This is a genomic window from Pseudomonas sp. HP_08, from assembly GCF_055284095.1.
The window spans coordinates 286,565-302,693 of the sequence record NZ_JBTOQC010000001.1 but is presented as its reverse complement, the minus strand read 5'-3'; the positions used below and the strand labels follow the sequence as shown (position 1 = coordinate 302,693).

14 protein-coding genes and 1 other RNA gene are annotated in these 16,129 nt (G+C 61.2%); all 15 read left to right on the top strand.

The annotated features are described in order from the left end of the window. Positions 1-276: 276 nt before the first annotated feature. The 15 genes from rsmI to ACYAS9_RS01355 all read left to right on the top strand — a co-directional run bounded on the left by rsmI (position 277) and on the right by ACYAS9_RS01355 (position 16,120). Positions 277-1,149, top strand: coding sequence for a 16S rRNA (cytidine(1402)-2'-O)-methyltransferase (gene rsmI / locus ACYAS9_RS01425; RefSeq protein ID WP_463566829.1), 873 nt, complete (start codon positions 277-279; stop codon positions 1,147-1,149). 81 nt (positions 1,150-1,230) lie between these two features. Further along, an RNA gene (gene rnpB, locus ACYAS9_RS01420) (RNase P RNA component class A) lies at positions 1,231-1,588 on the top strand. 307 nt (positions 1,589-1,895) lie between these two features. Continuing rightward, on the top strand, positions 1,896-2,351 hold the full coding sequence (gene mraZ / locus ACYAS9_RS01415; RefSeq protein WP_463566544.1) for a division/cell wall cluster transcriptional repressor MraZ: 456 nt from the start codon (positions 1,896-1,898) through the stop codon (positions 2,349-2,351). A gap of 2 nt (positions 2,352-2,353) precedes the next feature. Then, positions 2,354-3,295, top strand: coding sequence for a 16S rRNA (cytosine(1402)-N(4))-methyltransferase RsmH (gene rsmH, locus ACYAS9_RS01410; protein ID WP_463566543.1), 942 nt, complete (start codon positions 2,354-2,356; stop codon positions 3,293-3,295). After that, complete coding sequence (ftsL, locus tag ACYAS9_RS01405; RefSeq protein ID WP_459749670.1) at positions 3,292-3,585, top strand: cell division protein FtsL; 294 nt, start codon at positions 3,292-3,294, stop codon at positions 3,583-3,585. The genes rsmH and ftsL overlap by 4 nt, the downstream gene beginning before the upstream one ends. Then, complete coding sequence (locus ACYAS9_RS01400) at positions 3,585-5,309, top strand: peptidoglycan D,D-transpeptidase FtsI family protein (protein WP_463566828.1); 1,725 nt, start codon at positions 3,585-3,587, stop codon at positions 5,307-5,309. The genes ftsL and ACYAS9_RS01400 overlap by 1 nt, the downstream gene beginning before the upstream one ends. Next, positions 5,309-6,772, top strand: a complete 1,464-nt coding sequence (murE, locus tag ACYAS9_RS01395; RefSeq protein WP_463566542.1) for a UDP-N-acetylmuramoyl-L-alanyl-D-glutamate--2,6-diaminopimelate ligase — start codon at positions 5,309-5,311, stop codon at positions 6,770-6,772. The genes ACYAS9_RS01400 and murE overlap by 1 nt, the downstream gene beginning before the upstream one ends. Then, positions 6,765-8,135 carry a UDP-N-acetylmuramoyl-tripeptide--D-alanyl-D-alanine ligase gene (locus ACYAS9_RS01390; RefSeq protein WP_463566541.1) on the top strand — a complete coding sequence of 457 codons (1,371 nt, stop codon included), beginning with the start codon at positions 6,765-6,767 and terminating at the stop codon, positions 8,133-8,135. The genes murE and ACYAS9_RS01390 overlap by 8 nt, the downstream gene beginning before the upstream one ends. Beyond that, positions 8,135-9,217: a phospho-N-acetylmuramoyl-pentapeptide-transferase gene (gene mraY / locus ACYAS9_RS01385; RefSeq protein WP_459749667.1), complete on the top strand. Its 1,083-nt coding sequence runs from the start codon at positions 8,135-8,137 to the stop codon at positions 9,215-9,217. The genes ACYAS9_RS01390 and mraY overlap by 1 nt, the downstream gene beginning before the upstream one ends. Before the next feature lie 6 nt (positions 9,218-9,223). After that, positions 9,224-10,570: a UDP-N-acetylmuramoyl-L-alanine--D-glutamate ligase gene (gene murD / locus ACYAS9_RS01380; RefSeq protein WP_463566540.1), complete on the top strand. Its 1,347-nt coding sequence runs from the start codon at positions 9,224-9,226 to the stop codon at positions 10,568-10,570. Further along, complete coding sequence (ftsW, locus tag ACYAS9_RS01375; RefSeq protein WP_463566539.1) at positions 10,567-11,781, top strand: putative lipid II flippase FtsW; 1,215 nt, start codon at positions 10,567-10,569, stop codon at positions 11,779-11,781. Before murD ends, ftsW begins: the two co-directional genes overlap by 4 nt. Beyond that, on the top strand, positions 11,771-12,841 hold the full coding sequence (murG, locus tag ACYAS9_RS01370; RefSeq protein WP_463566538.1) for an undecaprenyldiphospho-muramoylpentapeptide beta-N-acetylglucosaminyltransferase: 1,071 nt from the start codon (positions 11,771-11,773) through the stop codon (positions 12,839-12,841). The genes ftsW and murG overlap by 11 nt, the downstream gene beginning before the upstream one ends. A gap of 13 nt (positions 12,842-12,854) precedes the next feature. After that, complete coding sequence (murC, locus tag ACYAS9_RS01365) at positions 12,855-14,294, top strand: UDP-N-acetylmuramate--L-alanine ligase (RefSeq protein ID WP_463566827.1); 1,440 nt, start codon at positions 12,855-12,857, stop codon at positions 14,292-14,294. Next, entirely contained in the window at positions 14,291-15,250 is a 960-nt protein-coding gene (locus ACYAS9_RS01360) for a D-alanine--D-alanine ligase (RefSeq protein WP_463566537.1), read from the top strand. The genes murC and ACYAS9_RS01360 overlap by 4 nt, the downstream gene beginning before the upstream one ends. Positions 15,251-15,253: 3 nt before the next feature. Further along, positions 15,254-16,120, top strand: a complete 867-nt coding sequence (locus ACYAS9_RS01355) for a cell division protein FtsQ/DivIB (protein WP_463566536.1) — start codon at positions 15,254-15,256, stop codon at positions 16,118-16,120. Positions 16,121-16,129 lie beyond the last annotated feature (9 nt).

Sequence of the window (16,129 nt, the reverse complement as noted above, 5' to 3'; positions counted from 1 at the left end):
TTCCTGGTACTCAAGCAAATTAGCGGGCAATTGTACCCAAGCACTGGCCGGGGTGCGACGTTGGGGTGCCTCTTGAAGGCAGGTAAAGCTCTGACAGGTATTGCGGTCGAACCGTCACGCTTTTTCTTGCCGGTGGCGGTCCACGGTGATGCGGAGTCATCATGCCTTACTTCCTTTTATAGGCTTGTCTGTGGTCGATCCCGTGTAAAGCGCATGCAGTCTGTACAATGCTTTCTTTATAGATCGCTTTGGAGTCATCAACATGAGGTGTGCGCTTTGACTATTCAGGTCGCTTCGAATTCCGCCGTCGGCTCGCTTTATGTCGTGGCCACGCCCATCGGCAATCTGGACGACATGAGTGTGCGGGCGCTGAAAGTTCTGCGGGAAGTCGCGCTGATTGCTGCCGAGGATACACGCCATTCATTGCGATTGATGCAGCACTTTGGCATAGCGACGCCGCTGGCCGCCTGCCATGAGCATAATGAACGTGCAGAAGGTAGCCGGTTTATCGAGCGTCTTCTGGCCGGCGATAACGTGGCGCTGATTTCCGATGCGGGCACGCCATTGATCTCCGATCCGGGCTATCACCTGGTGCGTCAGGCGCGTGCCGCCGGCATTGCAGTGGTGCCGGTGCCTGGCGCGTGTGCACTGATCGCAGCACTGTCGGCGGCGGGGCTGCCTTCGGATCGCTTCATTTTTGAGGGCTTTTTGCCGGCCAAGGCGGTGGGGCGCAGATCGCGTCTTGAGCAACTGGTCGAAGAGCCGCGCACGCTGATTTTTTATGAGGCCCCGCACCGTATTCTGGAGTGCCTGCAGGACATGGAGGCTGTCTTTGGTGCCGAGCGTCCGGCATTGCTGGCCCGCGAGCTGACCAAGACCTTTGAAACACTCAAGGGCTTGCCGCTGGCGCAGTTGCGCGAGTTTGTCGAAGCAGACAGCAATCAGCAGCGCGGCGAATGTGTGGTGCTGGTGGCTGGCTGGAGTGCGCCTGAGGGGGATGAGGCGGTCAGTACCGAAGCGCGCCGGGTGCTGGATTTACTGTTGCAGGATTTGCCGGTCAAGCGTGCGGCGGCCCTGGCTGCCGAGATTACCGGGGTGCGCAAAAACCTGCTTTATCAGTTAGCGCTTGATAAACAAAAGGATAAATAAGGCATTTTCGTTACGCACACAGGCACTTGCAGGCTTTTAAAGCTTGTTCTTGCCGGCGTGTGCCGCTAACCTTGGCGGCGGAGAGTCGATTGGACAGTCGCTGCCTCTTGTTGTTCCGCAACAAGGGGGGGAGGAAAGTCCGGGCTCCATAGGGCGGAGTGCCAGGTAACGCCTGGGAGGCGCGAGCCTACGGAAAGTGCCACAGAAAATAACCGCCTAAGCACTTCGGTGCCGGTAAGGGTGAAAAGGTGCGGTAAGAGCGCACCGCACGTCTGGCAACAGTTCGTGGCAAGGTAAACCCCACTCGGAGCAAGACCAAATAGGGTTCCTAGGCGTGGCCCGCGCTGGAACCGGGTAGGTTGCTAAAGACGTCCAGTGATGGCCGTCGTAGAGGAATGACTGTCCTCGACAGAACCCGGCTTACAGATCGACTCTCCACCTCCTTCCATCTGCTTTTTGCTGGATGTGAATGGGTTCGTAAATATCAAAAATATTTCCGAACTTCACAAATCACTTTAACTTCTGTTCTCACTCTCCTGAATTTCTGCGGATTAATCTGTGGGCGATCTGCCCGATACATATCCGCTCATCTAATACCACTCCTAAATCTCGGTTATGTAAGGGTTTTCCTTAGGGCCGCGCCTTGACGGTGTGGTGGGCGCGTTCCTATAGTGTGCGCAAGTGGCAGAAAGTGGCACGAAGTGGGTTTTTTCAGCGCGAGAAGATAGAATTCGGAGACTTCGCCTGTGTTCCGTGGTGCCAACGCAATCAATCTCGACGCAAAGGGACGTCTCGCCATGCCGAGTCGTTATCGCGCCGAGCTTGAATCGCGTAGTGGTGGCCAACTGATCGTGACCATAGATGCTGTTGATCCCTGCTTGTGCATTTATCCGCTGTCCGAGTGGGAACTGATTGAGGCGAAGCTGCGTGAGCTCGCCACCTTTCGTGAAGAAAATCGTCGTTTGCAGCGGCTACTGATCGGCAATGCCGTCGATCTGGAGCTTGATGGCAGTGGACGATTGCTTGTACCGCCACGTTTACGCCTGCATGCCAAGTTGGATAAAAGCGTGATGTTAGTTGGCCAGCTAAACAAGTTTCAATTGTGGGACGAGGACGCCTGGAACGCTCTTGCTGAAGCGGACCTTGCGGCTATTCAACAACCTGGCGCGATGCCCGATGATTTACGTGACCTGATCCTGTGACTATGAATGGCGGTTTTACCCACACCACCGTGCTGCTTGAAGAAGCAGTAGAGGCCTTGGCCGTACGTGCCGATGGCTGCTATCTGGATGGCACGTTCGGTCGTGGCGGTCACAGTCGTCTCGTGCTTGAGCAGTTAGGTCCCGAAGGGCAGTTGCTGGGCTTCGACAAAGACCCGCAAGCGATTGCCACGGGGCAAGCGCTGGCGGCCGAAGACGGCCGCTTCTTCATTGTGCAGCGCAGTTTTGCCGAGCTGGGCAGCGAGGTGCGCGACCGTGACCTGCATGGCAAGGTCAGCGGTGTGCTGCTGGACCTGGGCGTCTCTTCGCCGCAGCTCGACGATCCCGAACGCGGTTTCAGCTTCATGAACGATGGCCCGCTGGACATGCGCATGAACCCCGGACTGGGTGTCAGTGCTGCGCAATTTGTTGCCACCGCCTCTGCCGAAGAGCTGGCGCGCGTCTTTAAAGAGTACGGCGAAGAACGCTTTGCCCGACGCATGGCCAATGCCGTGGTCGCGCGCCGTGAGGTCACCCCGTTCGAGCGCACCGCAGACATTGCCGAAGTACTCAAGGTCGCCAATCCGGCCTGGGAAAAGGGCAAGCACCCTGCCACTCGTGCCTTCCAGGGTTTGCGCATTCACGTAAACAACGAACTGGGCGATCTTGAGGCCGGCCTTGAAGCCGCTCTCGATGCACTGGAGATTGGCGGTCGACTGGTGGTGATCAGCTTCCATTCCTTGGAAGACCGCATCGTCAAATTGTTCATGCGCAAGCTGGTGAAGGGCGAAGCCGACAACTTGCCGCGCAACCTGCCGATCAAGTCCGTCCCGTTCGAACCCAAAGTGCGCCTGATTGGCAAGGCACAGTTCGCCTCCGAGGCCGAAACCCGTGCCAATCCACGCTCGCGCAGCGCTGTCATGCGTGTGGCGGAGAAGTTGCGTTGAGCCGCCTGTTCTCCAAGCCTTTGCCCACTGGCAGCTTTTTCATGCTGCTGTTGTTCATCGGCGTGCTGGTGTCGGCCATTGGCGTTTCGTACAGCGCCCACTGGAACCGCCAGTTGCTCAACTCGCTGTACGCCGAAATGAGCGTGCGCGACAAGGCCCAGGCCGAATGGGGTCGTTTGATCCTGGAGCAAAGCACCTGGACCGCGCATAGCCGCATCGAAAACCTTGCCGCCGAGCAACTCAAAATGCGCATCCCCAGCGCCGCCGAAGTACGGATGGTGGCGCCATGATGAAGCTTGAAGGCGCGCTGTATCCCTGGCGTTTTCGCGTGGTGGTCGGGCTGCTGGTCCTGCTGGTGCTTGCCATCTGCTGGCGCATCGTCGACCTGCAGGTTATCGACCATACCTTCCTGCAAGAGCAGGGCGATGCCCGCAGCCTGCGGCACATTCCGATTCCGGCGCACCGTGGCCTGATCACCGACCGCAATGGCGAGCCGCTGGCGGTCAGTACGCCAGTGACCACCCTGTGGGCCAACCCCAAGGAAATGCTTCAGGACCGCAGCAAATGGCCGCTGCTGGCCCAGGCGCTGGGGCAGGACCCGAAGGCGCTCAATGAGCGCCTTGAATCGCTGGCCGGCAAAGAATTCATTTATCTGGTCCGCGGCCTGACCCCGGAGCATGGCCAGGCCGTGCTCGACCTCAAGGTTCCCGGTGTCTATGGCATCGAGGAATTCCGGCGTTTCTATCCGGCCGGTGATGTCACCGCACACATGGTCGGCTTCACCGACCTTGACGACCACGGTCGCGAAGGTGTCGAGCTGGCCTATGACGACTGGCTGGCCGGGGTGCCCGGCAAGCGCCAGGTCATCAAGGACCGACGAGGGCGACTGATCAAGGATGTGCAAGTCACCAAGAACGCCAAGGCCGGCAAGACCTTGGCGTTGTCTATCGACCTGCGCCTGCAGTATCTGGCGACCCGCGAGCTGCGTAACGCAATCATCGAGAACGAAGCCAAGGCCGGCAGCCTGGTGATCATGGACGTCAAGACCGGCGAAATTCTCGCCATGGTCAACAGCCCGACCTACAACCCGAATAACCGCCGCACCATGGTGCCGGCCGCCATGCGTAACCGGGCGATCATCGATGTGTTCGAGCCCGGCTCGACCATGAAGCCGATCTCGATGGGCGCCGCCCTCGAAAGTGGCCGCTGGAAGCCAACCGACAAGGTCGAGGTCTATCCCGGCACCCTGCAGATCGGCCGCTACACCATCCGTGACGTGAGCAAGACCGAAGGTCCCGTGCTGGACCTGACCGGCATCCTGATCAACTCCAGTAACGTGGGGATGAGCAAGGTGGCTTTCGACGTCGGCGGCGAAAACCTGTTCCGTACCATGCAGCGCATGGGCTTCGGCCAATACACCGGCCTGGGTTTCCCGGGCGAGCGGGTTGGCAACCTGCCCAACTATCGCGAATGGCGTAAAGCTGAAACCGCGACCCTGTCCTATGGCTATGGCGTATCGGTGACGGCCCTGCAACTGGTGCATGCCTACGGCGCGCTGGCCAACAATGGCCGCATCGTGCCGCTGAGCATTCTCAAGAGCGATGCCGAGCCGACCTCGGTGCAGGCGATCCCTGAAGCCACCGCCAAGACCCTGCACAACATGCTGCAACAGGTTATTGAAGACACGCGTGGTGTTTACCGTGCCCGTGTGCCTTCCTATCACGTCGCCGGCAAGAGCGGTACGGCGCGCAAGACCTCCATCGGCACCAAGGGCTACGCCGAAAACTCCTACCGCTCGTTGTTCGCAGGCTTCGGCCCGATGAGCAATCCGCGTTATGCAGTCGTGGTCGTGATCGACGAGCCCAGCAAGGGCGGCTACTTCGGTGGTCTGGTATCGGCACCGGTGTTCAGCAAAGTGATGTCCGGCACCCTGCGCCTGATGAACATTCCGCCTGACAACCTGACACCGGAGCAGGTCAACACAGCACCGGTTGCCAAAGGAGGGCGCGGCTGATGGCTTTTAACCTGAGCAAGATTTTCCCGAGCACCGACCGCGATCCGCTGATTCGCGAATTGACCCTGGACAGCCGCAAGGTGCGTCCGGGGGATTTGTTTCTGGCCGTCCCGGGTTTCAAGGTCGACGGTCGCGAACATATCGCCGATGCCCTGCACCGTGGCGCGGCGGCCGTGGCCTATGAGTCGCAAGGCCACAGCGTACTGCCGCTCACCGAAGTACCGCTGATTCCGGTACGTAACCTGGCGGGGCAACTGTCGGCCATTGCCGGGCGCTTTTATGGCGAGCCGAGTCGCAGCCTGAATCTGGTCGGTGTGACCGGCACCAATGGCAAGACCAGCGTCACCCAACTGATTGCCCAGGCGCTGGACCTGCTGGGCCAGCCGTGCGGCATCGTCGGTACATTGGGCACCGGCTTTTATGGCGCACTCGAAAGTGGCCGGCACACCACACCTGACCCGATTGCCGTACAGGCCACCCTGGCTGACCTCAAGCAAAGCGGCGCGCGCGCCGTGGCCATGGAAGTGTCTTCCCACGGCCTGGAGCAAGGCCGGGTCAAGGCGCTGGCGTTCGATGTCGCCGTGTTCACCAACCTGTCCCGCGACCACCTTGATTATCACGGCACCATGGAGGCCTATGGCGCCGCCAAGGCGCAGCTGTTCGCCTGGCCGGACCTGCAATGCCGGGTGATCAACCTGGACGATGCATTCGGTCGTGAACTGGCCGATGCCCCGCACCGCGGGCGCCTGATTACCTACAGCCTGCTTGATCGCAGCGCCTCGCTGTACTGCCGCGAAGCGCAGTTCGACGATCACGGCGTGCGCGCCACGCTGGTGACCTCGCACGGCGAGCACTTCCTGCGCAGCAGTCTGCTGGGGCGTTTCAACCTGAGCAATGTGCTGGCGGCGATCGGCGCCTTGCTGGGCCTGAACTACGCCCTGGATGAAATTCTCAAGGTCCTTGCGAAACTAGAAGGTCCGGTTGGACGCATGCAGCGCCTGGGCGGCGGCAACAAGCCGTTGGTGGTGGTCGATTACGCACACACCCCCGATGCCCTGGAAAAAGTACTTGAAGCACTGCGTCCGCATGCCAGCGGTCGTCTGTTGTGCCTGTTCGGCTGCGGTGGCGACCGTGATCGCGGCAAGCGTCCGTTGATGGCCGAAGTGGCCGAGCGCCTGGCCGATGTCGTGCTGGTCACCGACGACAATCCGCGCAGCGAAGCGCCGGCGCAGATTTTCGACGACATCCGCAGCGGGTTTACTGCCGCTGACCAGGTGCGTTTTATCGAGGGCCGTGGTCAGGCCATCGAAGCGTTCATTGCCGCGGCGCACGCAGACGATGTCGTGCTGCTGGCCGGCAAGGGGCATGAGGACTATCAGGAAATCGACGGCCAGCGCCAACCGTTTTCCGATCTTGAACAGGCCGCCAACGCCTTGGCTGCATGGGAGGCCGCACATGCTTGAGCCGCTGAGCTTCAGCCAACTGCTCACCCCGCTGGACGCTCGTCGCGTGGGTGATGATTGCCTGTTTTCCGGCGTCAGCATCGACAGCCGCAGCATCAAGGCAGGGGAGTTGTTCGTGGCCCTGACCGGCCCCAATTTCGACGGCCATGATTACTTGCAACAGGTTGCCGACAAGGGCGCGACAGGCGCACTGGTCGAGCGCGAAGTGCCTGGCACAACCCTGCCGCAACTGGTGGTGCTCGACACCCGCAAGGCGCTGGCGCAACTGGCTGCGCTCAACCGCAATGCCTTTATCGACCGGCCTGTCGCCGCCGTGACCGGCTCCAGCGGCAAGACCACGGTCAAAGAGATGCTCGCCAGCATCCTGCGCACGCGCGGCCCGGTACTGGCCACGCGCGGCAACCTCAACAACGATCTGGGCGTACCGCTGACCCTGCTGGAACTGGCTGCTGAACACAGCGCAGCGGTGATCGAGCTGGGCGCTTCGCGGGTGGGTGAAATTGCCTACACCGTGAGCCTGGCCAAACCGCACGTTGCCATATTGACCAACGCCGGTACCGCCCACGTCGGTGAGTTCGGTGGCCCGGAGCGCATTGTCGAGGCCAAGGGTGAAATCATCGAGGGCCTCGATGCCCAAGGTGTTGCGGTACTCAACCTGGACGACAAGGCCTTCCCGATCTGGCACAAGCGTGCAGGCGACCGCCAGGTGCTGAGCTTTGCCCTGGAAAATCCGCAGGCCGACTTTTACGCCAGCCAGTTGCAGCGCGATGCGCGAGGCTGCCCCGGTTTCATGCTGCACAGCCCGCAAGGCGCGGCAGCGGTACAACTCAATTTGCTGGGCGTGCACAACGTGGCCAACGCCCTGGCCGCTGCTGCCGCCGCGAGTGCCCTGGGCGTCAGCCTGGACGGCATCGCCGCAGGGCTTGCGGCCATGCAACCGGTCAAGGGCCGTGCCGTCTCGCAGATCGCCGCCAATGGCCAGCGCGTCATCGACGATACCTATAACGCCAACCCGTCCTCGATCAATGCGGCTGTCGATCTGCTCGCCGGTTTCGAAGGGCGCAAGGTGCTGGTGCTGGGTGATATCGGTGAGCTGGGCGACTGGGCCGAGCAAGGCCATCGCGAGGTCGGCGCTTACGCCGCCGGCAAAGTCGACGCTCTGTATGCCGTCGGCCCGCTGATGCAGCACGCCGTCAATGCCTTCGGTGCGCACGCGCACCACTTCACCCGCCAGGCCGAGCTGATTGCCGCGCTGGCAGGCGAACACGATTCAAACACTACTTTATTGATCAAGGGATCGCGCAGTGCCGCCATGGAAAACGTCGTGGCAGCCCTGTGCAATTCCAGCCTGGAGAAACGTTGATGCTGTTGCTGTTGGCTGAATTTTTACAACAGTTCTACAAAGGCTTTGCCGTCTTCCAATACCTGACCCTGCGCGGGATTCTCGGCGTGCTTACGGCCCTGAGCCTGTCGCTGTGCCTGGGGCCATGGATGATCCGTACCTTGCAGACCCGCCAGATCGGCCAGGCAGTGCGCAACGACGGTCCGCAATCGCACCTGTCCAAGTCCGGCACGCCGACCATGGGCGGCGCCCTGATCCTGTCCTCGATTGCCGTCAGCACCCTGTTGTGGGCTGACCTGACCAACCGCTATGTGTGGGTCGTTCTGCTGGTTACCCTGTTGTTCGGCGCCATCGGCTGGGTCGACGACTATCGCAAGGTCATCGAGAAAAATTCGCGTGGTTTGCCAAGCCGCTGGAAATATTTCTGGCAGTCGGTGTTCGGCCTGGGCGCGGCTATCTTTCTGTACATGACGGCGCAATCGCCAGTCGAAACCACCCTGATCGTGCCGATGCTCAAAGACATGCATTGGCAGATGGGCATCGGCTTCGTGGTCCTGACCTACTTCGTCATCGTCGGCTCCAGCAACGCGGTCAACCTCACCGATGGCCTGGACGGTCTGGCGATCATGCCGACGGTGATGGTCGGCGGCGCACTGGGCATCTTCTGCTACCTGTCGGGTAACGTGAAATTTGCCGAATACCTGCTGATTCCGTATGTGCCGGGCGCAGGTGAACTGATTGTGTTCTGTAGCGCACTGATCGGCGCAGGCCTTGGCTTTCTGTGGTTCAACACCTATCCGGCCCAGGTGTTCATGGGCGACGTCGGCGCGCTGGCGCTGGGTGCGGCGCTGGGCACCATTGCCGTCATCGTTCGCCAGGAAATCGTGCTGTTCATCATGGGCGGCGTGTTCGTGATGGAAACCCTGTCAGTCGTCATTCAGGTGGCCTCCTTCAAGCTTACCGGTCGTCGTGTTTTCCGCATGGCGCCCATTCACCACCACTTTGAACTCAAAGGCTGGCCCGAGCCGCGCGTGATCGTCCGTTTCTGGATCATCACCGTGATTCTGGTTTTGTTCGGCCTTGCCACGCTGAAACTGAGGTAAACGCGAGTGTCTTTGATCGTTACCGACCAGTTCCGCATCGTTGTCGGCCTCGGCAAGAGCGGCATGTCCCTGGTTCGCTTCCTGGCGAACCAGGGCGTGGCGTTTGCCGTGGCCGATACTCGGGACAATCCACCGGAGCTTGCGACCTTGCGCCGCGATTATCCGCAGGTGGACGTGCGTTGTGGCGAGCTGGACGTCGAGTTCCTGTGCCGTGCCAGCGAGCTGTACGTCAGCCCTGGCCTGGCCCTGGCCACCGAAGCCTTGCAGCAAGCGCAGGCGCGTGGTGTCAAATTGTCCGGCGACATCGAGCTGTTCGCGCGTCACGCCAAGGCTCCGATCGTGGCCATTACCGGCTCCAATGCCAAAAGCACCGTGACCACGCTGGTCGGTGAAATGGCGGCAGCCGCCGGCAAGCGTGTGGCCGTGGGCGGTAACCTGGGCACGCCGGCGCTGGACCTGCTCGCCGATGATGTCGAGCTGTACGTGCTTGAGCTGTCGAGCTTCCAGCTGGAAAGCACCGATCAATTGAATGCTGAAGTGGCCACCGTGCTGAACATCAGCGAAGACCATATGGACCGCTACAGCGGCCTGCCGGCGTATCACCTGGCCAAGCACCGGATTTTCCGTGGCGCTCGTCAGGTCGTGGTCAACCGTCAGGATGCCCTGTCGCGGCCGTTGGTTCGCGAAGATGTACCGTGCTGGACCTTCGGCCTGAACAAGCCGGATTTCCGTGGCTTCGGCCTGCGCGAAGAACACGGCGTGAAATACCTGGCGTTCCAGTTCGATCTGTTGCTGCCGGTCAGCGAATTGAAAGTCCGTGGCGCACACAATCAGGCCAATGCTTTGTCGGCGCTGGCGCTGGGTCACGCAGTGGGCCTGCCGATGGACGCCATGCTTGCCAGCCTGCGCACGTTTACCGGTCTTGAGCATCGCTGCCAGTGGCTGCGCGAGCGTGCGGGCGTGCAGTACTACAACGATTCGAAGGCGACAAACGTCGGCGCCGCCCTGGCAGCCATCGAAGGGCTGGGTGTGGACATTCAAGGCAAGCTGGTGCTGGTCGCCGGCGGTGATGGCAAGGGTGCCGATTTCAGTGGCCTGCGTGCAGCGGTCGCGGCGCATTGCCGTGCTGTGGTGCTGCTGGGCCGCGATGCCGGAAAAATTGCCGAAGCGCTGGGCGACGCCGTCCCGCTGGTGAATGTTGCCACCCTTGAAGAGGCCGTATTGCGCTGCGCCGGGCTGGCTCAGGCAGGAGATGCGGTGTTGCTGTCGCCGGCCTGTGCAAGCCTCGATATGTTCAAGAATTATGAAGAGCGCGGGCGCCTGTTTGCCCGTGCCGTGGAGGAGCTGACATGATTTTCGGCATCCTCAAGCCCTATCCGTCGCCGCTGATCAGCGGCCGGGGCATTGACGTCGACTTCCCGATGCTGGCCGGTTGTCTGGCACTGCTGGGGCTGGGCCTGGTGATGATCACCTCGTCCTCCTCCGAAGTGGCGGCGGCGCAGTCGGGCAACACCCTGTACATGATGACCCGCCATCTGGTCTATCTGATCATCGGCCTGGGCGCCTGTGGCGCGACCATGATGGTGCCGGTTGCGACCTGGCAGCGTATGGGCTGGCTGATGCTGATCGGCGCGTTTGGCCTGTTGCTGATGGTGCTGGTGCCGGGCATCGGCCGTGAGGTCAATGGCTCGATGCGCTGGATCGGTTTCGGTGCGTTCAACGTCCAGCCTTCGGAGATCGCCAAAGTCTTTGTGGTGCTGTTCCTGGCAGGTTACCTGGTACGTCGTCAGCAGGAAGTGCGCGAGAGCTGGATGGGCTTCTTCAAGCCGTTCATCGTGCTGTTGCCCATGGCCGGCCTGTTGCTGATGGAGCCCGACTTCGGCGCCACCGTGGTAATGATGGGCGCCGCAGCCGCCATGCTGTTTCTGGGCGGCGTGGGTCTTTTTCGCTACTCGCTGATGGTCGTGCTGGCGGTGGCGGCGGTGTTCGTGCTGGTCCAGGCGCAGCCGTACCGCATGGCGCGCCTGACCAACTTCACCGACCCGTGGGCCGACCAGTTCGGTTCCGGTTATCAGTTGACGCAGGCGTTGATCGCGTTCGGGCGTGGCGAATGGCTGGGCGTGGGTCTGGGTAACAGCGTGCAGAAGCAGTTCTATCTGCCAGAAGCACACACCGACTTTGTGTTCTCGGTACTGGCCGAAGAACTGGGCGTGGTGGGTTCGCTGCTCACCGTGGGCCTGTTCCTGTTCGTCAGTATTCGCGGCATGTACATCGGCTTCTGGGCCGAACGCGCCAAGCAGTTTTTCGGCGCCTATACCGCCTATGGCCTGTCGTTCCTGTGGATCGGCCAGTTTCTGATCAACATCGGCGTGAACGTCGGCCTGCTGCCGACCAAGGGCCTGACCCTGCCGTTTCTCAGCTATGGCGGCAGCTCGCTGGTGATCTGCTGCGCCAGCCTCGGGCTGCTGCTGCGCATCGAGTGGGAGTCGCGCAACAACATGGGCAGCGAAGAGGCCGAATTCAACGAAAGCGATTTTGCCGAGGAGCCGCCCAATGGACGCTAACGTGCTGATCATGGCCGGCGGCACCGGCGGGCACGTATTCCCGGCGCTGGCCTGTGCCCGCGAATTGCAGGCGCGTGGCTATAAAGTGCACTGGCTGGGTACGCCACGTGGCATCGAGAACGAACTGGTGCCTCAGGCCGGCCTGACCCTGCATCGTATCGATGCCAGCGGTCTGCGCGGCAAAGGCAAGCTCTCGCTGCTCAAGGCACCGTTGATGCTGCTCAAGGCGTTATGGCAGGCGCGCAAGGTGATACGCCAGCTCAAGCCGGCCTTCGTCGTCGGTTTCGGCGGCTATGTCACCGGCCCCGGCGGTCTTGCGGCAAAACTGGCCGGCGTGCCGCTGGTGATCCACGAACAGAACGCGGTGGCCGGTACGGCCAACCGCAGCCTGGCGTCGTTCGCCAGCCGTATCTGCGAGGCCTTTCCGGACACCTTCGCCACGTCGGACAAGCGCCGCACCACCGGCAACCCGGTGCGGGCCGAGCTGTTCTTCGAAACGCCGCGCCAGCCGCTGGCCGGGCGCAAGGCGCGCCTGCTGATCCTGGGCGGCAGCCTGGGCGCCGAACCACTGAACAAGCTGCTGCCTGAAGCATTGGCACTGATTGCCGACGATCTGCGGCCCGAAGTGTTTCACCAGACAGGCAAGCAACACGACCAGATCACCGCCGAGCGCTACCGCACCGCCGGTGTCCAGGCGCAGGTCGCGCCGTTCATCCAGGACATGGCGCAAGCCTATGCCTGGGCCGATCTGGTGGTCTGCCGCGCCGGCGCCCTGACGGTCAGCGAACTGGCGGCGGCCGGCCTGCCGTCGCTGCTGATTCCGCTGCCGCATGCGATCGACGATCACCAGTCGCGCAATGCCGATTATCTGGCCCGTGAAGGCGCAGCCTTCGTGATGCCGCAAGCGACAACTGGCGCCGCCGACATGGCCAGCCGCCTGAAAGAGGTTTTGATGCAACCCGAACATTTGAACAGCATGGCCCGTACCGCCCGCCGTCTGGCCAAACCCGATGCCACCCGTACCGTTGTCGATGTCTGCGTGGAGGTGGCCCGTGGTTGAGAATCAACGCGCCATGCCACAGCCTGAAATGCGCCGCATCCGCCGCATCCACTTCGTCGGGATCGGCGGTGTCGGCATGTGCGGTATCGCTGAAGTGCTGCTGAACCTGGGCTATGAAGTGTCCGGCTCGGACCTGAAAAACTCGGCGGTGACTGACCGCCTGACCGCCTTCGGTGCGCAGATTTTCATCGGTCACCAGGCCGAGAACACCGCCGGTGCCGACGTGCTGGTGGTGTCCAGTGCGATCAACACCTCGAACCCGGAAATCGCTACGGCACTGGAGCGGCGCATTCCTATCGTGCCGCGCGCCGAAATGCTCGCCGAGCTGATGCGCTACCGGCATGGCATCGCCGTCGCCGGCACCCACGGCAAGACCACCACCACCAGCCTGCTGGCCTCGGTGTTTGCCGCCGGTGGCCTGGACCCGACCTTTGTAATCGGTGGCCGGCTGAACGCGGCAGGCACCAATGCGCAACTGGGCACCAGCCGTTACCTGATCGCCGAAGCCGATGAAAGCGATGCCAGCTTCCTGCACCTGCAGCCGCTGGTCGCGGTGGTCACCAATATCGACGCCGACCACATGGCGACCTACGAAGGCGACTTCAACAAGCTGAAGAAAACCTTCGTCGAGTTCCTGCACAACCTGCCGTTCTACGGCCTGGCCGTGGTCTGCATCGACGATCCTGTGGTGCGCGAGATCCTACCGCAGGTCAAGCGTCCGGCCGTGACCTACGGTTTCAGCGAAAACGCCGATGTGCGCGCCATCAATGTCCGTCAGGACGGTATGCGGACCTTCTTCACCGTGTTGCGTCGCGACCGCGAGCCGCTGGACGTTTCGGTGAACATGCCGGGCAACCATAACGTGCTGAACTCGCTGGCGACCATCGCCATTGCCACCGACGAAGGCATCAGCGACGAAGCCATCGTTCAGGGTCTGTCGGGCTTCCAGGGCGTCGGCCGCCGCTTCCAGGTGTATGGCGAGCTGCCGGTCGAGGGCGGCCATGTAATGCTGGTCGACGACTACGGTCACCACCCGCGTGAAGTGGCCGCTGTCATCAATGCCGTACGGGGCGGCTGGCCGGAGCGTCGTCTGGTGATGGTCTACCAGCCGCACCGTTTCAGTCGCACCCGCGACCTGTACGACGATTTCGTTCAGGTGCTGGCCGAATCCAACGTGCTGTTGCTGATGGAGGTCTACCCGGCCGGCGAAGAGCCTATTCCCGGTGCCGACAGCCGAAATCTGTGCCACAGCATCCGCCAGCGCGGCCAACTGGACCCGATCTACATCGAGCGCGGTGCCGAGCTTGCGCCACTGGTCAAGCCGCTGTTGCGCGCCGGCGACATCCTGCTGTGCCAGGGCGCCGGCGACATCGGTGGCCTGGCCCCGCAACTGCTGCGCAGCCCGCTGTTTGCCGGTGCCGTGGCCGCGCCGACCGAAGGTAAGCTGAAATGACTGACCTGAACGCATCCTCATTGCGCAGCACCCTCAAGCCTGAAGCGTTCGGGCGGGTGGCTGTGCTGTTCGGTGGCAAGAGCGCCGAGCGTGAGGTTTCGCTGAAGTCCGGCGGGGCCGTGCTGGACGCCTTGCTGAGCGCCGGTGTGGATGCGTTCGGGATCGATGTGGGCGATGACCTGCTGCAACGTTTGAGCGGCGAAAAGATTGATCGGGCCTTTATCGTGCTGCACGGTCGTGGTGGTGAAGACGGCAGTATGCAAGGGCTTCTGGAGTGCCTGGATATTCCTTATACCGGCAGCGGTGTATTGGCTTCGGCACTGGCCATGGACAAACTGCGCACCAAGCAGATCTGGTCTAGCCTTGATTTACCGACGCCTGTGCATGCGGTATTACGCAGCGAATATGACTGTATTTGTGCAGCGACGGAACTGGGCTTTCCTTTAATCGTCAAACCGGCCCATGAGGGTTCAAGTATTGGAATGGCGAAGGTGAGCGACATAGAACAATTGGTCGCCGCCTGGAAAACTGCCAGCACCTATGATTCAAACGTTTTGGTCGAGCAATGGATCGAAGGTCCGGAGTTCACCGTGGCGTGTTTGTGTGGCCAGGTGTTGCCGCCAATTGGTTTGGGCACACCGCACAGTTTCTATGATTACGATGCCAAGTATCTGGCCGACGACACTCAATACCGGATTCCGTCAGGCCTTGATAATGCGCAACAGCAGGAACTTGAAGCGTTGACTGTGCGTGCCTGTGACGCCGTGGGTGTCACCGGCTGGGCGCGTACCGATGTCATGCAGGACGCCAATGGCAAGTTCTGGTTGCTGGAGGTCAATACGGTTCCTGGCATGACCGATCACAGCCTGGTGCCCATGGCGGCGCGGGCGGCAGGGCTTGATTTTCAGCAACTGGTGTTGGCGATTCTGGCCGACAGCGTTCAGGCGAGGGGTTAAGGCATGAACGGCGCGTCGGCACGTCAGCAACCACCGGTACCCGGGCGCAAGCCGGTACCGCGTGGTGCAAGCCGGATGGTGGCTAAAGAGCCGCTGTCGGCGCGTGTACCCAGACCTGGAACCGGGTTTTTAAAATATTTGTTGTGGCCGGTGTTATTGGTCGGGCTGGGGTTTGGCACTTATGAAGGCGCGCAGCGTCTGTTGCCTTACGTGGATCGCCCGATCAGTCGCATTAATGTGCAGGGCGATTTGAGTTATATCAGCCAGCAGGCAGTGCAGCAGCGGATCGCGCCTTATGTGGCCGCTCGCTTCTTCACCATTGACCTGGCCGGTATGCGTACCGAACTTGAGCAAATGCCATGGATTGCCCACGCCGAAGTGCGCAGGGTCTGGCCCGATCAAGTGGTGATTCGCCTTGAAGAACAATTGCCGGTTGCACGGTGGGGCGATGAAGCATTGTTGAATAACCAGGGACAGGCCTTTACGCCGCGTGAGTTATCCAATTACGAACACCTTCCCCAGTTGTTTGGTCCCCAACGGGCTCAGCAGCAGGTGATGCAGCAATATCAGGTATTAAGTCAGATGTTGCGCCCTATGGGTTTTTCAATAGTGCGCCTTGAATTACGTGAGCGGGGCAGTTGGTTTTTGACGACGGGGGCCAGCAATGCCGGACCTGGAATCGAGTTGTTGCTGGGTCGTGATCATTTGGTTGAAAAAATGCGCCGCTTCATTTCGATCTACGACAAAACGCTCAAAGAACAAATAACGAATATTGCACGCGTTGACTTGCGTTATTCCAACGGCCTTGCGGTCGGATGGCGTGAACAGGCAGCGCCGACGGCGGCGAAGCCCGCTGTCGCGAAGAATTGACTAGAGGCA